15 protein-coding genes are annotated in these 14,750 nt (G+C 63.2%); 8 read left to right on the top strand and 7 right to left on the bottom strand.

Annotation, left to right across the window (positions count from 1 at the left end):
- The first annotated feature begins 138 nt into the window (after positions 1 to 138).
- Together ettA and gdhA are read left to right on the top strand one after the other, a co-directional pair.
- Entirely contained in the window at positions 139 to 1,806 is a 1,668-nt protein-coding gene (gene ettA / locus IRZ56_RS04265) for an energy-dependent translational throttle protein EttA (RefSeq protein ID WP_196143820.1), read from the top strand.
- 359 nt (positions 1,807 to 2,165) lie between these two features.
- Positions 2,166 to 3,506, top strand: coding sequence for an NADP-specific glutamate dehydrogenase (gene gdhA, locus IRZ56_RS04260; protein ID WP_196143774.1), 1,341 nt, complete (start codon positions 2,166 to 2,168; stop codon positions 3,504 to 3,506).
- Positions 3,507 to 3,637: 131 nt separating this feature from the next.
- Here gdhA and IRZ56_RS04255 read toward each other — a convergent pair whose 3' ends face one another.
- From IRZ56_RS04255 to IRZ56_RS04240, 4 genes are all read right to left on the bottom strand, one after another.
- A complete protein-coding gene (locus tag IRZ56_RS04255) occupies positions 3,638 to 4,135 on the bottom strand; it encodes a GreA/GreB family elongation factor (protein WP_196143773.1) in 498 nt (165 codons plus the stop codon).
- 67 nt (positions 4,136 to 4,202) lie between these two features.
- Positions 4,203 to 4,559, bottom strand: a complete 357-nt coding sequence (locus IRZ56_RS04250; RefSeq protein WP_196143772.1) for a hypothetical protein — start codon at positions 4,557 to 4,559, stop codon at positions 4,203 to 4,205.
- A 204-nt stretch (positions 4,560 to 4,763) separates the two neighbouring features.
- Positions 4,764 to 6,617: a DUF4105 domain-containing protein gene (locus tag IRZ56_RS04245; RefSeq protein ID WP_196143771.1), complete on the bottom strand. Its 1,854-nt coding sequence runs from the start codon at positions 6,615 to 6,617 to the stop codon at positions 4,764 to 4,766.
- A 79-nt stretch (positions 6,618 to 6,696) separates the two neighbouring features.
- A complete protein-coding gene (locus tag IRZ56_RS04240) occupies positions 6,697 to 7,185 on the bottom strand; it encodes a DUF3015 domain-containing protein (protein ID WP_084858629.1) in 489 nt (162 codons plus the stop codon).
- Positions 7,186 to 7,440: 255 nt separating this feature from the next.
- Here IRZ56_RS04240 and IRZ56_RS04235 point away from each other — a divergent pair, with 255 nt between their 5' ends.
- The 5 genes from IRZ56_RS04235 to IRZ56_RS04215 all read left to right on the top strand — a co-directional run bounded on the left by IRZ56_RS04235 (position 7,441) and on the right by IRZ56_RS04215 (position 12,196).
- Positions 7,441 to 9,879 carry a Lon protease family protein gene (locus IRZ56_RS04235; RefSeq protein WP_196143770.1) on the top strand — a complete coding sequence of 813 codons (2,439 nt, stop codon included), beginning with the start codon at positions 7,441 to 7,443 and terminating at the stop codon, positions 9,877 to 9,879.
- Between the two features lie 163 nt (positions 9,880 to 10,042).
- Complete coding sequence (locus IRZ56_RS04230; protein WP_084858627.1) at positions 10,043 to 10,381, top strand: hypothetical protein; 339 nt, start codon at positions 10,043 to 10,045, stop codon at positions 10,379 to 10,381.
- A 176-nt stretch (positions 10,382 to 10,557) separates the two neighbouring features.
- Positions 10,558 to 11,046 carry a TIGR00645 family protein gene (locus IRZ56_RS04225; RefSeq protein WP_084858626.1) on the top strand — a complete coding sequence of 163 codons (489 nt, stop codon included), beginning with the start codon at positions 10,558 to 10,560 and terminating at the stop codon, positions 11,044 to 11,046.
- A 134-nt stretch (positions 11,047 to 11,180) separates the two neighbouring features.
- Entirely contained in the window at positions 11,181 to 11,486 is a 306-nt protein-coding gene (locus IRZ56_RS04220; protein WP_196143769.1) for a DUF6482 family protein, read from the top strand.
- A 92-nt stretch (positions 11,487 to 11,578) separates the two neighbouring features.
- Positions 11,579 to 12,196 (top strand): FKBP-type peptidyl-prolyl cis-trans isomerase, encoded by a 618-nt coding sequence (locus IRZ56_RS04215; RefSeq protein WP_196143768.1) that lies wholly within the window; start codon positions 11,579 to 11,581, stop codon positions 12,194 to 12,196.
- 108 nt (positions 12,197 to 12,304) lie between these two features.
- Here the strand turns inward: IRZ56_RS04215 and IRZ56_RS04210 are convergent, their stop codons facing one another.
- The 3 genes from IRZ56_RS04210 to IRZ56_RS04200 form a co-directional block, all read right to left on the bottom strand.
- Positions 12,305 to 12,550 carry a hypothetical protein gene (locus tag IRZ56_RS04210; protein WP_196143767.1) on the bottom strand — a complete coding sequence of 82 codons (246 nt, stop codon included), beginning with the start codon at positions 12,548 to 12,550 and terminating at the stop codon, positions 12,305 to 12,307.
- 151 nt (positions 12,551 to 12,701) lie between these two features.
- On the bottom strand, positions 12,702 to 13,043 hold the full coding sequence (locus IRZ56_RS04205) for a zinc ribbon domain-containing protein YjdM (RefSeq protein ID WP_196143766.1): 342 nt from the start codon (positions 13,041 to 13,043) through the stop codon (positions 12,702 to 12,704).
- Between the two features lie 167 nt (positions 13,044 to 13,210).
- Positions 13,211 to 14,179 (bottom strand): polyprenyl synthetase family protein, encoded by a 969-nt coding sequence (locus tag IRZ56_RS04200; RefSeq protein ID WP_084858621.1) that lies wholly within the window; start codon positions 14,177 to 14,179, stop codon positions 13,211 to 13,213.
- A 244-nt stretch (positions 14,180 to 14,423) separates the two neighbouring features.
- Between IRZ56_RS04200 and rplU the strand changes: the two genes are divergently transcribed.
- Positions 14,424 to 14,738 carry a 50S ribosomal protein L21 gene (rplU, locus tag IRZ56_RS04195; RefSeq protein WP_011532169.1) on the top strand — a complete coding sequence of 105 codons (315 nt, stop codon included), beginning with the start codon at positions 14,424 to 14,426 and terminating at the stop codon, positions 14,736 to 14,738.
- Positions 14,739 to 14,750: the final 12 nt, after the last annotated feature.

Genomic DNA, 14,750 nt, shown 5'->3' with positions numbered 1-14,750 from the left:
AAAGCGGCCCTGCCATCTGTGAATCGCCACCAGTTGGCGTAGAATGGCCCCCTTTGTTCAACGTCACCCCGTAAACACATGCGTCCCCTGGCCATTGCCGGGGTCGATGTCTTTACCTATCTGATAGAGGGCTTGGTTTTGGCTCAATACGTCTACACCATGCATCGGCTGAGCAAGGTCGTGCCGCCGAAGCGGGAAATTCTCAAGAACATTTCCCTGTCGTTCTTCCCGGGTGCCAAGATCGGCGTGCTCGGCCTGAACGGCGCGGGTAAATCGACCCTGCTGCGCATCATGGCGGGCGTCGATAAGGAATTCGACGGCGAAGCCCGTCCGATGCCCGACATCAATGTCGGCTACCTGCCCCAGGAGCCGCAGCTGGACCCGACCAAGACCGTTCGTGAAGTGGTCGAGGAAGCGGTCAGCGTGATCAAGGACGCCCAGGCGCGCCTGGACGAGGTCTACGCCGCCTACGCCGAGCCCGACGCCGACTTCGACAAGCTGGCCGCCGAGCAGGCCAAGCTCGAAGCCATCCTGCAGGCCGCCGATGGTCATAACCTGGAGCGCCAGCTGGACGTCGCCGCCGATGCCCTGCGCTTGCCGCCATGGGAGGCGAAGATCGAGCACCTGTCCGGTGGTGAAAAGCGCCGCGTGGCCTTGTGCCGCCTGCTGCTGTCGGCCCCCGACATGCTGCTGCTGGACGAACCGACCAACCACCTGGACGCCGACTCGGTGGCCTGGCTCGAGCGTTTCCTGCATGACTTCCCCGGCACTGTGGTGGCGATTACCCACGACCGTTACTTCCTGGACAACGTCGCCGGCTGGATCCTAGAGCTGGACCGCGGCGCCGGCATCCCGTACGAAGGCAACTATTCGGGCTGGCTGGAGGCCAAGTCAGCGCGTCTGGAGCAGGAATCCAAGCAGCAGAGCGCTCACGAAAAGGCCATGAAAGAGGAACTGGAGTGGGTGCGCAAAGGCGCCAAGGCCCGCCAGTCCAAGTCCAAGGCCCGTCTGGCGCGCTTCGAGGAAATGCAGTCGCAGGAATTCCAGAAGCGCAGCGAGACCAACGAGATCTACATCCCGGCAGGCCCGCGCCTGGGCGACAAGGTCATCGAGTTCAAGAACGTCACCAAGGGTTATGGCGATCGCGTGCTGATCGACAATCTGTCGTTCGCCATGCCCAAGGGCGCCATCGTCGGCGTGATCGGCGGCAACGGTGCTGGTAAGTCGACCCTGTTCCGCATGCTGATGGGCAAGGAGCAGCCGGACTCGGGCAGTATCGAGATCGGTGAAACCGTGCAGCTGGCCTGCGTCGACCAGAGCCGCGAGGACCTGGACGGTGCCAAGACCGTGTTCCAGCAGATCTCCGACGGTTCGGACATGATCCGCATCGGCAACTACGAGATCCCGTCGCGCACCTATGTCGGCCGCTTCAACTTCAAGGGCGGCGACCAGCAGAAATTCGTCAAGGACCTCTCCGGTGGTGAGCGTGGCCGTCTGCACCTGGCCCTGACCCTGAAGGAGGGCGGCAACGTCCTGCTGCTGGACGAACCGTCCAACGACCTGGACGTCGAAACCCTGCGTTCGCTGGAGGAAGCCCTGCTGGACTTCCCAGGCGCCGCGATCGTGATCTCCCACGACCGTTGGTTCCTGGACCGCGTGGCCACCCACATCCTGGCCTACGAGGACGACTCGAACGTGGTGTTCTTCGAGGGCAACTACACCGAGTACGAAGCCGACCGCAAGAAGCGCCTGGGCGATGCCGCTGCCCAGCCGCACCGGGTCCGGCACAAGAAGCTGGCCCAATAAGCTAGTTTTCGCTGCACAAGAATGGGGCCTCTCGGGGCCCCATTTTTGTGCGTGTTCTTCCTGCCGTACCGCCCTCACCCTGTAGGAGCGGCCTTGCGCCGCGATCGGGCGCGTAGCGGCCGCAAAAACTACAAACGAGGCCTATCAGGTACAACCGAGATGCCTGGATTTACGGCCGCTTCGCGCCCGATCGCGGCACGAGGCCGCTCCTACAGGGGGGGCGTCTTTTGTATACAGTTATAGAAAATGCACTAAAAATTTTCATAAAAACGACATGGCGCCCTGTTCCGGTGCGATGGGTTCTTGGTAAAGTCCGGAAAAAAACCAACAAGTCCAATCCTCTTGGTGAGATGTCTACCATGATCGAATCCGTCGACGATTTCCTGGCCCGCCTCAAGCAGCGCGACCCGGCCCAGCCTGAGTTTCACCAGGCCGTGGAAGAAGTGCTGCGCAGCCTCTGGCCTTTCCTGGAAGCCAACCCCCATTACCTGAAGGCCGGCATTCTCGAGCGCATGGTCGAACCGGAGCGTGCTGTACTGTTCCGCGTGTCGTGGGTCGACGACCAAGGCAAGGTGCAGGTCAACCGCGGCTACCGCATCCAGATGAGCAGCGCCATCGGCCCGTACAAGGGTGGCCTGCGTTTCCACCCATCGGTGAACCTTGGTGTGCTGAAGTTCCTGGCCTTCGAGCAGGTGTTCAAGAACTCGCTGACCTCGCTGCCCATGGGTGGCGGCAAGGGTGGTTCTGACTTCGATCCGAAGGGCAAGAGCGACGCCGAGGTCATGCGTTTCTGCCAGGCCTTCATGAGCGAGCTGTACCGCCACATCGGTGCCGACCTGGACGTGCCGGCCGGTGACATCGGTGTCGGCGCCCGCGAAATCGGCTACATGTTCGGCCAGTACAAGCGCCTGGCCAACCAGTTCACCTCGGTGCTGACCGGCAAGGGCATGACCTACGGCGGCAGCCTGATCCGTCCGGAAGCCACCGGCTACGGCTGCGTGTACTTCGCCGAAGAAATGCTCAAGCGCCGCGACCTGCGCATCGATGGCCGCCGCGTGGCCATTTCCGGCTCCGGCAACGTGGCCCAGTACGCTGCACGCAAGGTCATGGACCTGGGCGGCAAGGTGATCTCGCTGTCCGACTCCGAAGGCACGCTGTTCTGCGAAGCCGGCCTGACCGACGAGCAGTGGGATGCGCTGATGGAGCTCAAGAACGTCAAGCGCGGCCGCATCAGCGAGCTGGCCAGTCTGTACGGCTTGGAGTTCCGCAAGGGCCAGACTCCGTGGAGCCTGCCGTGCGACATCGCTCTGCCATGCGCCACCCAGAACGAGCTCAACGCCGAAGACGCCCGTACCTTGCTGGCCAACGGTTGCATCTGCGTGGCCGAAGGCGCCAACATGCCGACCACCCTCGAGGCTGTGGATATCTTCCTGGAAGCCGGGATCCTGTATGCCCCAGGCAAGGCCTCCAACGCTGGTGGCGTGGCCGTGTCGGGCCTGGAAATGTCGCAGAACGCCATGCGCCTGCTGTGGACGGCCGGTGAAGTGGACAGCAAGCTGCACAACATCATGCAGTCGATCCACCACGCGTGCGTGCACTATGGCGAAGAGGCCGACGGCACCATCAACTACGTCAAGGGCGCCAATATCGCGGGCTTCGTGAAGGTCGCCGACGCCATGCTGGCCCAGGGCGTGGTCTGATGTGAGGTCTTTGGGGCTGCTTTGCAGCCCATCGCCGGCAACCCGGCTCCCACAGGGAGATCACGGTCCTCGGGATTTGTGATGTATCTGTGGGAGCCGGCTTGCCGGCGATGGGCCGCACAGCGGCCCTTTCAGGGCTCACCCTCGATCTCGACCACTTCAATCATCAATTCTCCCACCGGCCGCCGCCAGAGCACCTCATCTCCAGGCCCCGCACCCAGCAATGCCCGCCCCAATGGCGACCCCCAGTTGATCAGCCCGCGCCCCGCATCCGCCTCATCCTCGCCCACCAGCCGCACCACATGCTCCTGGTCCTGCGCATCGATGAACCTTACCCGGCTACCAATCTGCACCTTGCTATGCGACGTTGCCGCAGGTACCACCTGGGCGCTCTGCACTCGCGTGCTGAAGTAGCGCAGGTCCCGCTCGGTATCTGCCAACTGCTGTTTGTCGCCATGCTCGCCGCGTGCCAACAGCTCGCTGCGCAGGGCATTCAGCTCGGTCACACGATCTTGCAGCTGGCGCAGGCCACTGGCGGTCACGTAGTTGGGTTGGTCACTCACCCGCCGCTCCACCGGTTGGCTGGCCTGGGCGGCGGCCTGGTCTTCGTTGACGAATGCTCGGCTCATGAAAGGCCTCCTTGTGCAGGAGACCATGGTGGCAGGGGGTGGGTTTCAACGGTTGTCCGTTTGCGACTCATTGGCGGCGATAGGCGCGCGCGGCGCCGCGATCCTTCTCCTGCTGCCAATCCCGGTCACGTTCGTCCCAGTAGCGTTCGCGATACTGGCGCAGGTCCTCGTTGTTCTGCATGGCGTGGCATTGGCGGAAACCGTCGTCCCAGCCGCTGGCGTACTGACGTTCGTGCAGGTAGCGCGGCACGTTCTTGCGAAAATCCCCGACCATCAGCCCTGCAGCCTGGCGGCCGCTGCTGCAACCATCGCCGAAACCGTCGGCATAGGCGGGCGGGTAACCCTGGTCGATCATCTGTTCATGGGCCGACTGGCAACCCACCAGGAGCAACGTTATCCACAAGCCGAACCCGTACCGCCACATATCCGCAACCTCCAACCGATAGCTGAAAGTCTAGGTGGCGATTTGTCGGGGGGCTGTCAAAACGGTGTCAAAGGCTCGATGTCGTCTCTTTCTGAGCGGCCTTGCGCCGCGAAAGGGCCGCCAAGCGGCCCCAGAGGTTGTATATCACCGCTTGATGCGGCCCCTTTCGCGGCACAAGGCCGCTCCTACAGACGCGGGCCTATATCAGTAGTGGTACCACTTCAATTCGAGCATCACTTCGTTCTGGGCCGTGGCCAGGTGGCTGAACTCGCGGCTGGCGCTCAGGCGCAGCCCCAGGTTCTGGCTGATCTCCCATTGCTGGTTGAGGCTCAGGCTGCGGCGCACCTCGCCATTGGCGAAGTAATCCCCCTTGGCTTCCAAGGTCAGGTTGCCCAGCCCGTTGCGCCACAGCAGGCCACCGTTGAAGCCGGCGGCCGGAGCGATGAACTGAGCGAAATCGTTGTGATGCTCGACCCGCAGCGTGCCCAGGGCAAAGCCCAGCAGGCCGTCGGCCAGTTGCCAGGTGCCACCGGCCCCGCCGTTGACGTGGCTGACCAGCACCTCGTCGTCATGCTTGCCCGGAACCCGCTCCAGCCCGCCTGCCACTTGCCACGACCAGGGTTGTAGCAAGTCATTGCGCGGGGTTAGGGAGCGGATGGTCGCCAAGTCCAGGCGCTGCACCTGCCAGTCGTTGCCTTCGTACTGGCGCAGCTTGAGCTGGAGAATCTCGATCTGCGCGCCCAGGGGGAAGCCATAGGCGTTGTCGTTGAGGTCGTGGTAGGCCATGCGCAGGCCATATTCGGCGTAGGCGCGGTCTTCTCGGGTGCCGACACCCAGTTGCCAGGTGCGCGACTGGTGGCCGTCCTCGGGCAGGCCTGGGCGCTCGATCTCCAGGGGCGGCGGTGGGTTGCGGTTGATCGCCCGCAACAATTCGAAGCTGCGCCTGGCCTGGGCCGGGTCGCGTTGCTGGCCGTTGGCGCGGTAGCGTTCCAGCCGGTAGGCCGCGTCCTGTACCAGGGCCTGGCGTTCACGGGGCAGGGCGGTGAAGGCCGGTGACTGCAATTGGTCGGTATCGGCGCTGACGGCCAGCACCTGTTGTTTTTCATCATGGTCCAGCGGCTCAGCGCGGGCCAGCAGCTCGCGTTCGCGTGAAGGCCGGTAGTGGACGCTGGCCACCAGGCCCGATTGCTTGACTGCCTTGACGGTGTCGGTGGGGATGGCCGTCAGCGGGAACTGCGAGGTCAGGTCCAGACTCGGGCGCGCCACCTGCAGCAGTTCCAGCAGGCGGTAGGAGCAGTTCTCGTCGAAGAAGAAGTAGTCGAACTGGATCTGCTTGAGCTCCCACACATGCTCGACCATGCGCCCGGTTTCCTCCGGGGTGAGGTCCAGCTGGTACTCCCACAGGTCGCGGTTTTCCAGGCTGCGGTACTCGGAGAGCTTTTCCTGGTAGGGCATCAGTGCGAACAGGCCGGGGTAGCCACCCATCAGGCCTTTCCAGGCATAGAGGATACTGTTGTCGCTGCCTTCGATGTAAGCGCCGAAGTTGATCGCGTAGCTCAGCAGCGCCGTGTCGTCGCTGCGGGTTTTCGACTGGTCGATGCGCAGCAGGGTGTGGCCGAACATCGACGAGGGGCTGTTCAGGTAGGCCGCCGGGAATACCAGCACGGCACTGTGCGGGTCGATCGACTGGTACCAGGTCGCGAATTCCTGGCAATCGGGTTGCGGCAAATCGGTGAGCTGCAGTTGCTCGCGCAGCCAGCGGGTGCGCGCCGGGAACACGCACTGGGCATGCTTGTCACCCAGGCTGGCAGGGGCATACAGCGCTTGGACCGTAGCCTGCAGTTCCTGCTCGGGGTGGTGGGCGCCGTCTTCGGCGAGGAAGAAGGTAGCGTCGTCCACATAGCTGCGCCAGCCACCGAGCTTGGCCGTCTCGTAATGGCCGAGGGCGATCCAGTAGGGCGTCGAGGCCAGTTGTCGGATACGGGCCGGGTCGAGTTGTGGTGCGGCATGAAGCGGGGCACTGGCGACCAGCGCCAGGCAAGCGAGGCGTTTGAGCATATCGGGCAACTACGTCTGGATGATGCCGAAGGTGGAAGTGACCGAACCCGCCCCGAAGCCGGGGCGGGAAGGGCAGGACTCAGGCCTCGGTGGCGTACTTGGCCAGGCGTGGGTCGCTCTTGAGCACAGCCAGGGTGTTGCTGTGGACGGTTTCGGCAGTGACGTCGGCGCTGCTGAAGATCTCGCTGAAGTGCTGGTGGGTGACAGCGGCGAAGTGCGCGCGGTCTTCAGGTGCCACGCCGAGGACCACGGCATAGGTGGTCAAGGCTTCGCCCTGGCCCTGGGCCATGTCTTCGGAGAGTTCGTTCATCATGCCGTTCATGGCGAACCACGACTTGCCGCCATAGGTCAGGGAGGCCTTGGTCGAGCAGCCGTTGGTGCCCGAGGTCATGCCGAACGTCGCGTTGCCGGAGGTGCCGTTGGTGGTGGAGGCCAGGAAGTGGGCCGGCGTGCCACGCTGGCCCTCGAAGAGCATGTTGCCCCAGCCGCAGTTCGGGCCACCCGGCGCTTCAGCCATGGCATTGATCGAGACAGCGGCGAACAGAGTACCCAGAAGAATCCGTTTCATAGCTTTGTTCTCTTTCGTAGACGTACCAATGGTCAGGGTTCTGGCAACGCGGTTGCCAGGTCGGGAAAGCAAATACGCCCACCCGCGCAGGTTGGAGTTTAGGCACGATCCAAAGGTTGCGTTATTTATTGCGAAAAATTGCATGGGTAGACGGACCTGTGCCCCTGCGACATAAAGTCCCGGCAAGCCTTGCAAGCTGCGCGCAGGCAGCGCCAGAATGCCTGTCATCCCGCCCCGCCGAAGTAAGGAAACCCAATGCCCGATCCTGTCGCCTCGCGCCTGCGTCTCGCGCCCGAAGCCCTGACCCGGCGTTTCTCCGCTGAACAGTTTGCCTTTGCCACCACTGACGATCTGGAGCCGTTCCGAGGCGTCCTGGGCCAGGAACGTGCCGTCGAGGCCCTGCAATTCGGCGTGGCCATGCCGCGCCCTGGCTACAACGTGTATGTGATGGGCGAGCCCGGCACCGGCCGCTTCTCGTTCGTCAAGCGCTACCTCAAGGCCGAGGGCAAGCGCCAGCAAACCCCCGCTGACTGGGTCTACGTCAACAACTTCGACGAAACCCGCGAGCCCCGGGCCCTGGAACTGCCGGCCGGCAGCGCCAGCGAATTCATCGCCGACATGAACGGCCTGATCGACAACCTGCTGTCGACCTTCCCGGCGGTGTTCGAACACCCGTCCTACCAGCAGAAGAAGGGCGCCATCGACCGCGCCTTCAACCAGCGCTACGACCGCGCCCTGGACGTGATCGAGCGGGCTTCGCTGGAAAAGGACGTGGCCCTGTACCGCGACGCCAGCAATGTCGCCTTCACCCCCATGAGCGACGGCAAGGCCTTGGACGAAGCCGAATTCGCCCAACTGCCCGAGGAGGTGCGCGAGCGCTTCCACGAGGACATCGCCGAGCTGGAGGAGCGCCTGAACGAGGAACTGGCCAGCCTGCCGCAATGGAAGCGTGAGTCGAACAACCAGCTGCGCCAGCTCAACGAGGAAACCATCACCTTGGCGCTGCAGCCGCTGCTGGCGCCGCTTTCGGAGAAATACGCCGAGAACGCCGCGGTCTGCGCCTACCTGCAGTCCATGCAGCTAAACCTGCTGCGCACCGTGGTCGAGCAACTGGTCGACGACAGCAAGCCCGATGCCGTGGCGCGCAAGATGCTCGAGGAGCAGTACGCGCCGAGCCTGGTGGTCGGCCACCACGCCAGCGGCGGTGCGCCGATGGTCTTCGAGCCGCACCCGACCTACGACAACCTGTTCGGACGCATCGAATACAGCACCGACCAAGGCGCGCTCTACACCTCCTATCGCCAGCTGCGCCCAGGCGCGTTGCACCGCGCCAACGGCGGCTTTTTGATCCTGGAAGCGGAGAAGATGCTCGGCGAGCCGTTCGTCTGGGATGCCCTCAAGCGGGCCCTGCAGTCGCGCAAGCTGAAGATGGAATCGCCCCTGGGCGAGCTGGGCCGGGTCGCGACGGTGACCCTCACGCCGCAGATGATCCCGCTCAACGTCAAGCTGGTGATCATCGGCTCGCGCCAGCTCTACTACGCCCTGCAGGACCATGACCCGGACTTCCAGGAGATGTTCCGGGTGCTGGTGGACTTCGACGAGGACATGCCGCTGGTCGACGAGAACCTCGAGCAGTTCGCCCAGTTGCTGCGCACGCGCACCAACGAGGAAGGCATGGCGCCTTTGACCGGCGACGCCGTGGCGCGCCTGGCCACCTATAGCGCCCGCCTGGCGGAAAACCAGTCGCGCCTGTCGGCACGTATCGGCGACCTGTTCCAGCTGGTCAGCGAGGCGGACTTCATCCGCCAGCTGGCCAATGAGGAGATGACCGACGCCGGGCACATCGAGCGCGCCCTCAAGGCCAAGGCCACCCGTACCGGGCGCGTTTCCCAGCGGGTGCTCGACGACATGCTCGCCGGGATCATCCTGATCGACACCGAAGGCGCGGCCATCGGCAAATGCAATGGCCTGACCGTGCTCGAGGTGGGCGATTCGGCGTTCGGTATGCCGGCACGTATCTCCGCCACCGTCTACCCGGGCGGCAGCGGTATCGTCGACATCGAGCGCGAGGTCAACCTGGGCCAGCCGATCCACTCCAAGGGCGTGATGATCCTCACCGGTTACCTGGGCAGCCGCTATGCCCAGGAGTTCCCGCTGGCGATCTCGGCCAGCATCGCCCTGGAGCAGTCCTATGGCTACGTCGATGGCGACAGCGCCTCGCTCGGCGAGGTCTGCACGCTGATCTCGGCGCTGTCGCGCACGCCGCTCAAACAGTGCTTCGCCATTACTGGGTCGATCAACCAGTTCGGCGAAGTGCAGGCGGTCGGTGGAGTCAACGAGAAGATCGAAGGCTTCTTCCGGCTTTGCGAAGCGCGCGGCCTGACCGGCGAGCAGGGCGTGATCATCCCTCGGGCCAACGTCGCCACGCTGATGCTCGACGAGCGTATGCTGCAGGCCGTCGAGGCCGGGCGCTTCCATGTCTACGCCGTCAGCCAGGCCGATGAAGCCTTGAGCCTGCTGGTAGGCGAGGAAGCCGGTGCACCGGACGAGAAGGGCCAATTCCCCGAGGGTAGCGTCAACGCTCGGGTGGTGGAGCGCCTGCGGGTGATCGCCGAGATGATCAGCGAGGAAGACGTCAAGGAAGCCGAGAAGGAGCGCCTGGAGGAGGCGGTGGCCCAGGCCAATCCGGCCTGAGTCAATTAACCGGCGCTGGCGGCCAGTGGCTACCGTTTAGCGCCGGTTTTCCATCTTTTTCCGCGCGTCTTCTATGCTGGAACTTAAGGACGGCAGCAGCGTTCAGGATGGAAACAGCCTTGAGGTTCCGGGCTGAACAAGGCTTCACAGAGGGGACGCCGCCATGCGCAACCTCAGCCTCACCCGCCAGTGCCTGGGCCTGGTGACCCGCATCGAATGCAGCATTCGCCCGCTGGCTGGCGATACCGGCATGTGGACCTTGCTGTTCGCCGCCGGCATGGCGGGGGAACAGCCTTCGGCCATCAAGGCTCAAGGGCCTTTCCATGGGCCGATGGTGGCGGAGTCGGTACTCAATGCCATTGTCGACAGCCTGACCCTGCACGGCTACCAGGTTGCCGATGATCCACAGATCTGGTGCCTGCACCTGCAGGCGCAGCTGCGCAGGATCAACGGCGAGCGTTGCCGCAACCTCGGGGATTTCCAGTTCCATCCCGAAACCTGAGGCCGAGGGGGCGTTGGCACGGTCGCTATTCTGAAAACAGCGCAGGACAGGTGGGAGCCGGCTTGCCGGCGATTGGGTCGCAAACCCACCTCGACCCTGCCAGGCTTTTGCTGTCGGGACGTGGATGGCTATACTCGCGCCTCGCTTTTTCGTCATCTCACGAGTCTCTACCTCCCATGGAACGTTTCCTCGAAAACGCGATGTATGCCTCGCGCTGGCTGCTCGCTCCGATCTACTTTGGCCTGTCCCTGGGCCTGTTGGCCCTGGCGCTGAAATTCTTCCAGGAAGTCGTCCACGTCCTGCCCAATGTCTTCTCCCTGAGCGAAGCTGACCTGATCCTGGTGATCCTTTCGCTGATCGACATGTCGCTGGTCGGTGGCCTGCTGGTCATGGTGATGATCTCTGGCTACGAGAACTTCGTCTCGCAGCTGGACATCGACGACAGCAAGGAGAAGCTCAACTGGCTGGGCAAGATGGACTCTTCCTCGCTGAAGATGAAGGTTGCTGCGTCGATCGTGGCGATTTCCTCCATCCACCTGTTGCGGGTGTTCATGGATGCCCAGAACATCTCCACCGACTACTTGATGTGGTACGTGATCATCCACATGACGTTCGTCATCTCGGCCTTCGTCATGGGTTACCTGGACAAAGTCACCAAGCACTGACAGCGCTGCTGCCGGTTGTACCCGCCGCCCGTCCGTTGGAAAACGGACGGGCGGTCGCGTTCATGGCTTGTGGTTTTGCTTGGGCTGTACGAAAAATGAGCAGTCATGCGTGGTTCCCGTTGCGAGGTACTCTCATGAACCTGCATCAGCTCAACGTCGAGGCCAGGGCCGGTCATGTCGATGAACTCAACCTCATCGCCATCGAAGGCGGCGACTATTTGCTCGAGGCCCGGGTCAAGGGGCATGCCCATCCGCTGGCCGATGTTCGTGGCGAACGGCTGCGGGTGCATTCGGTGGAGGACGCACGCAAACTGCTCAGCGCCGTGCCGTTGTTGTCCATGAACTTGGTGCACTGGTCCGTCCAGGACGAGATGTGCGGGATGGGCACTCACCCGGAAGAAGACCTGAAGGTGCCGATTTCCCAACGTTCGGCCTGGTAGTTCCGATAGCTGATCACCGCGCCGCTGTGTGCTAGGCTTCTCGCCCTTTTTCATGTAGGGCGGATTACCTTCGCCCTCAAGCGGAGAGTGAAATGTCCGAACTCAACCTGACCACCGACGAATCGCGCGTCAGCTACGGCATTGGCCGTCAGCTGGGCGGCCAGCTGCGCGACAACCCGCCACCTGGCGTAAGCCTGGAAGCCATCCTGGCCGGCCTGACCGACGCCTTCAACGGCGCTGACAGCCGCGTCAGCGAGGCCGACCTGTCGGCCAGCTTCAAGGTCATCCGTGAAGTGATGCAAGCCGAAGCCGCTGCCAAGGCCGAAGCTGCCGCTGCTGCCGGCAAGGCCTTCCTGGTCGAGAATGGCAAGCGTGACGGCATCACCACTCTGGCCTCGGGCCTGCAGTACGAAGTCCTGACCGCAGGCGAAGGCGCCAAGCCAAGCCGTGAAGACAACGTGCGTACCCACTACCATGGCACCCTGATCGACGGCACCGTGTTCGACAGCTCCTACGAGCGTGGCCAGCCGGCTGAATTCCCGGTCGGTGGTGTGATCGCTGGCTGGACCGAAGCCCTGCAGCTGATGAACGCCGGCAGCAAGTGGCGCCTGTACGTACCGAGCGAACTGGCCTACGGTGCCCAGGGCGTCGGCAGCATCCCGCCGCACAGCGTGCTGGTGTTCGACGTCGAGCTGCTCGACGTTCTGTAATGCCGTTGGGGCCGCTTTGCGGCCCAATCGCCGGCAAGCCGGCTCCCACAAAGGTGGTGTAAGCCTGTGGGGGCCGGCTTGCCGGCGATGAGGCCGGGCCTGAAGGCTTCAATTCCAGTCCGTTCCCCCAGGGCGCAACGCCCGCGCGTAGCAGAACAGGAACAGATTGCGCACCACCTCCTTGAGCACTCCAGGCTCACTCGAATTCAAACCATTGAAGTCCAGGTCGCCCTGGTCGCGCAGTTCGTCAAGCGCGTCTTCCTCGAGCACGGCGCACACTTCGCCGGTGTCCCGGTGCAGGATTCTCAGGTAAGGGTGGGGCCGGTCGAGCCAGGCATCGATCAGATAGGTCATGGCTGTTCTCCTTGGAAAGCGGGTTCCAATGAGAATAATTCTTATTATCAGAATAGCAAGGCCCTATTGGCTATTTTCTTCCAGGCGGGGTAGGGACCTTGTTGCAGGATCTGTCGGGGCTGCCTGGGCGGCAACCCCGAGCGGCTGGTCGTCAGACCTTGCGAACGAACTCCGACTTCAGCTTCATGGCGCCGATGCCGTCGATCTTGCAGTCGATGTCGTGGTCACCGTCGCACAGGCGAATGTTCTTGACCTTGGTGCCGACCTTCACCACCAAGGATGAGCCCTTGACCTTGAGGTCCTTGATCACGGTAACGGTGTCGCCGTCCTGCAGGACGTTGCCGACCGAATCCTTCTTCACCACGTCGTCGCTGGCAGCCTCGGCTTCGGCGTTGGGCGACCACTCGTGGGCGCATTCGGGGCAGATCAGTTGGGTGCCATCCTCATAGGTGTATTCGGAGTTGCATTTTGGGCAAGGTGGCAAAGTGCTCACGGAGTTTCCTCAAGACAGGAGAAATAAAGCCCACATTGTATAAGGTTTTGCCCGGTAGATGGGGCTTGCTGTGCAAATGCAATCGCGGGACAAGCTCGCTCTCACTAGATCCTATGTGCAACGGACCTGTGGGAGCGGGCTTGTCCCGCGATTGGGGCGACGCGAAATCAGTGGGTACGGGCGACCGAAAACTCGCTCAGCTCTACCAGTGCATCGCGGTATTCGCTGGCGGGCAGCACTTCCAGGCATTCGATGGCGCGCTTGACGTAGTCGCGGGCCAGCTGGGCGGTGTAGTCCAGGGCGCCGGAGGCTTCCACGGCGACGCGGATCTGTTCCAAGTCCTCCAGGCCACCTTTCTGGATCGCCTGGCGCACCAGGGCGGCCTGTTCGGCGGTGCCTTCGCGCATGGTGTAGATCAGCGGCAGGGTCGGCTTGCCTTCGGCCAGGTCGTCGCCGACGTTCTTGCCCAGGGTCTGCGAGTCGCCCTTGTAGTCCAGCAGGTCGTCGACCAGCTGGAAGGCTACGCCCAGGTGGTCGCCGAAGGTGCGCAGGGCCTCGCGCTGTTCGTCGCTGGCACCGGCCAGCGCGGCGGCGCTGTGGGTCGAGGCTTCGAACAGCATCGCGGTCTTGCCGCGGATCACGTCCATGTACACCTCTTCGGTGGTGCTGGCGTCGCGTACCCGCGACAGTTGCAGCACTTCGCCCTCGGCGATCACCCGGGTGGCCTTGGAGAGGATCTGCATGACCGGCATCGAGCCGAGCTCGACCATCATCTCGAACGAGCGCGAATACAGGAAGTCGCCCACCAGCACGCTCGGCGCGTTGCCCCACAGGGCGTTGGCGGTGGAGCGGCCACGGCGCATGCCGGACATGTCGACCACGTCGTCGTGCAGCAGGGTGGCGGTGTGCAGGAACTCGATGGTCGCCGCCAGCAGGCGCAGGTCGTCGCCTTCGCGGCCCAGGGCCTTGCCGCACAGCAGCACCAACAGCGGGCGCAGGCGCTTGCCGCCAGCGGACGTGATATAGTCGCCGATCTTCGATACCAGCGGCACGCGCGAGGTCAGCTGCTTCTTGATGATCTCGTCGACGGCGCTGAAATCGTCAGCTACCGCGCGGTAGAAGGATTGGGGTTGCATCGGCTGCTCCATTGAGGTTGCGCGGCATGCTAGGTCGCGGGTCCCGGTGTGTCAAGGCGCGCTGCCCGTGGCCCGGGGCCGCCACTTGCAAGCATTTATCGGGTTGCGTACAATCGCGCACCCTAACTTCCTGGGCAGCACCTGCCTTACGCAATTGCACCGGGCCGTTCCAGCCCAGTGCAGCCATGCCAGCCAATACTCATCATATAAAGCGCTGGGTGAGCAGGATTATCGGAGAAATACCATGTCTTACGCAGTAATCGTTACCGGCGGCAAGCAGTACAAAGTCGCTGAAGGTGAATTCCTCAAGATCGAGAAACTGGAAGTCGCCACTGGCGAATCCGTGACCTTCGATCGCGTTCTGCTGGTCGCCAACGGCGACGACGTCACCATCGGCGCTCCAGTCGTCGCGGGTGCCAAGGTTGTGGCTGAAGTCGTTTCGCAAGGTCGTCACGACAAGGTTCGCATCATCAAGTTCCGTCGTCGTAAGCACCACATGAAGCGCATGGGCCACCGCCAGTGGTTCACCGAGATCAAAATCACCGGTATCCAGGCTTAATCGCCTAGGTCC

The organism is Pseudomonas guariconensis, from assembly GCF_015680235.1.
Lineage (GTDB): Bacteria > Pseudomonadota > Gammaproteobacteria > Pseudomonadales > Pseudomonadaceae > Aquipseudomonas > Aquipseudomonas guariconensis_A.
The sequence above is the reverse complement of the archived record's forward strand: the minus strand, read 5'-3'. Positions and strand labels throughout refer to the sequence as shown.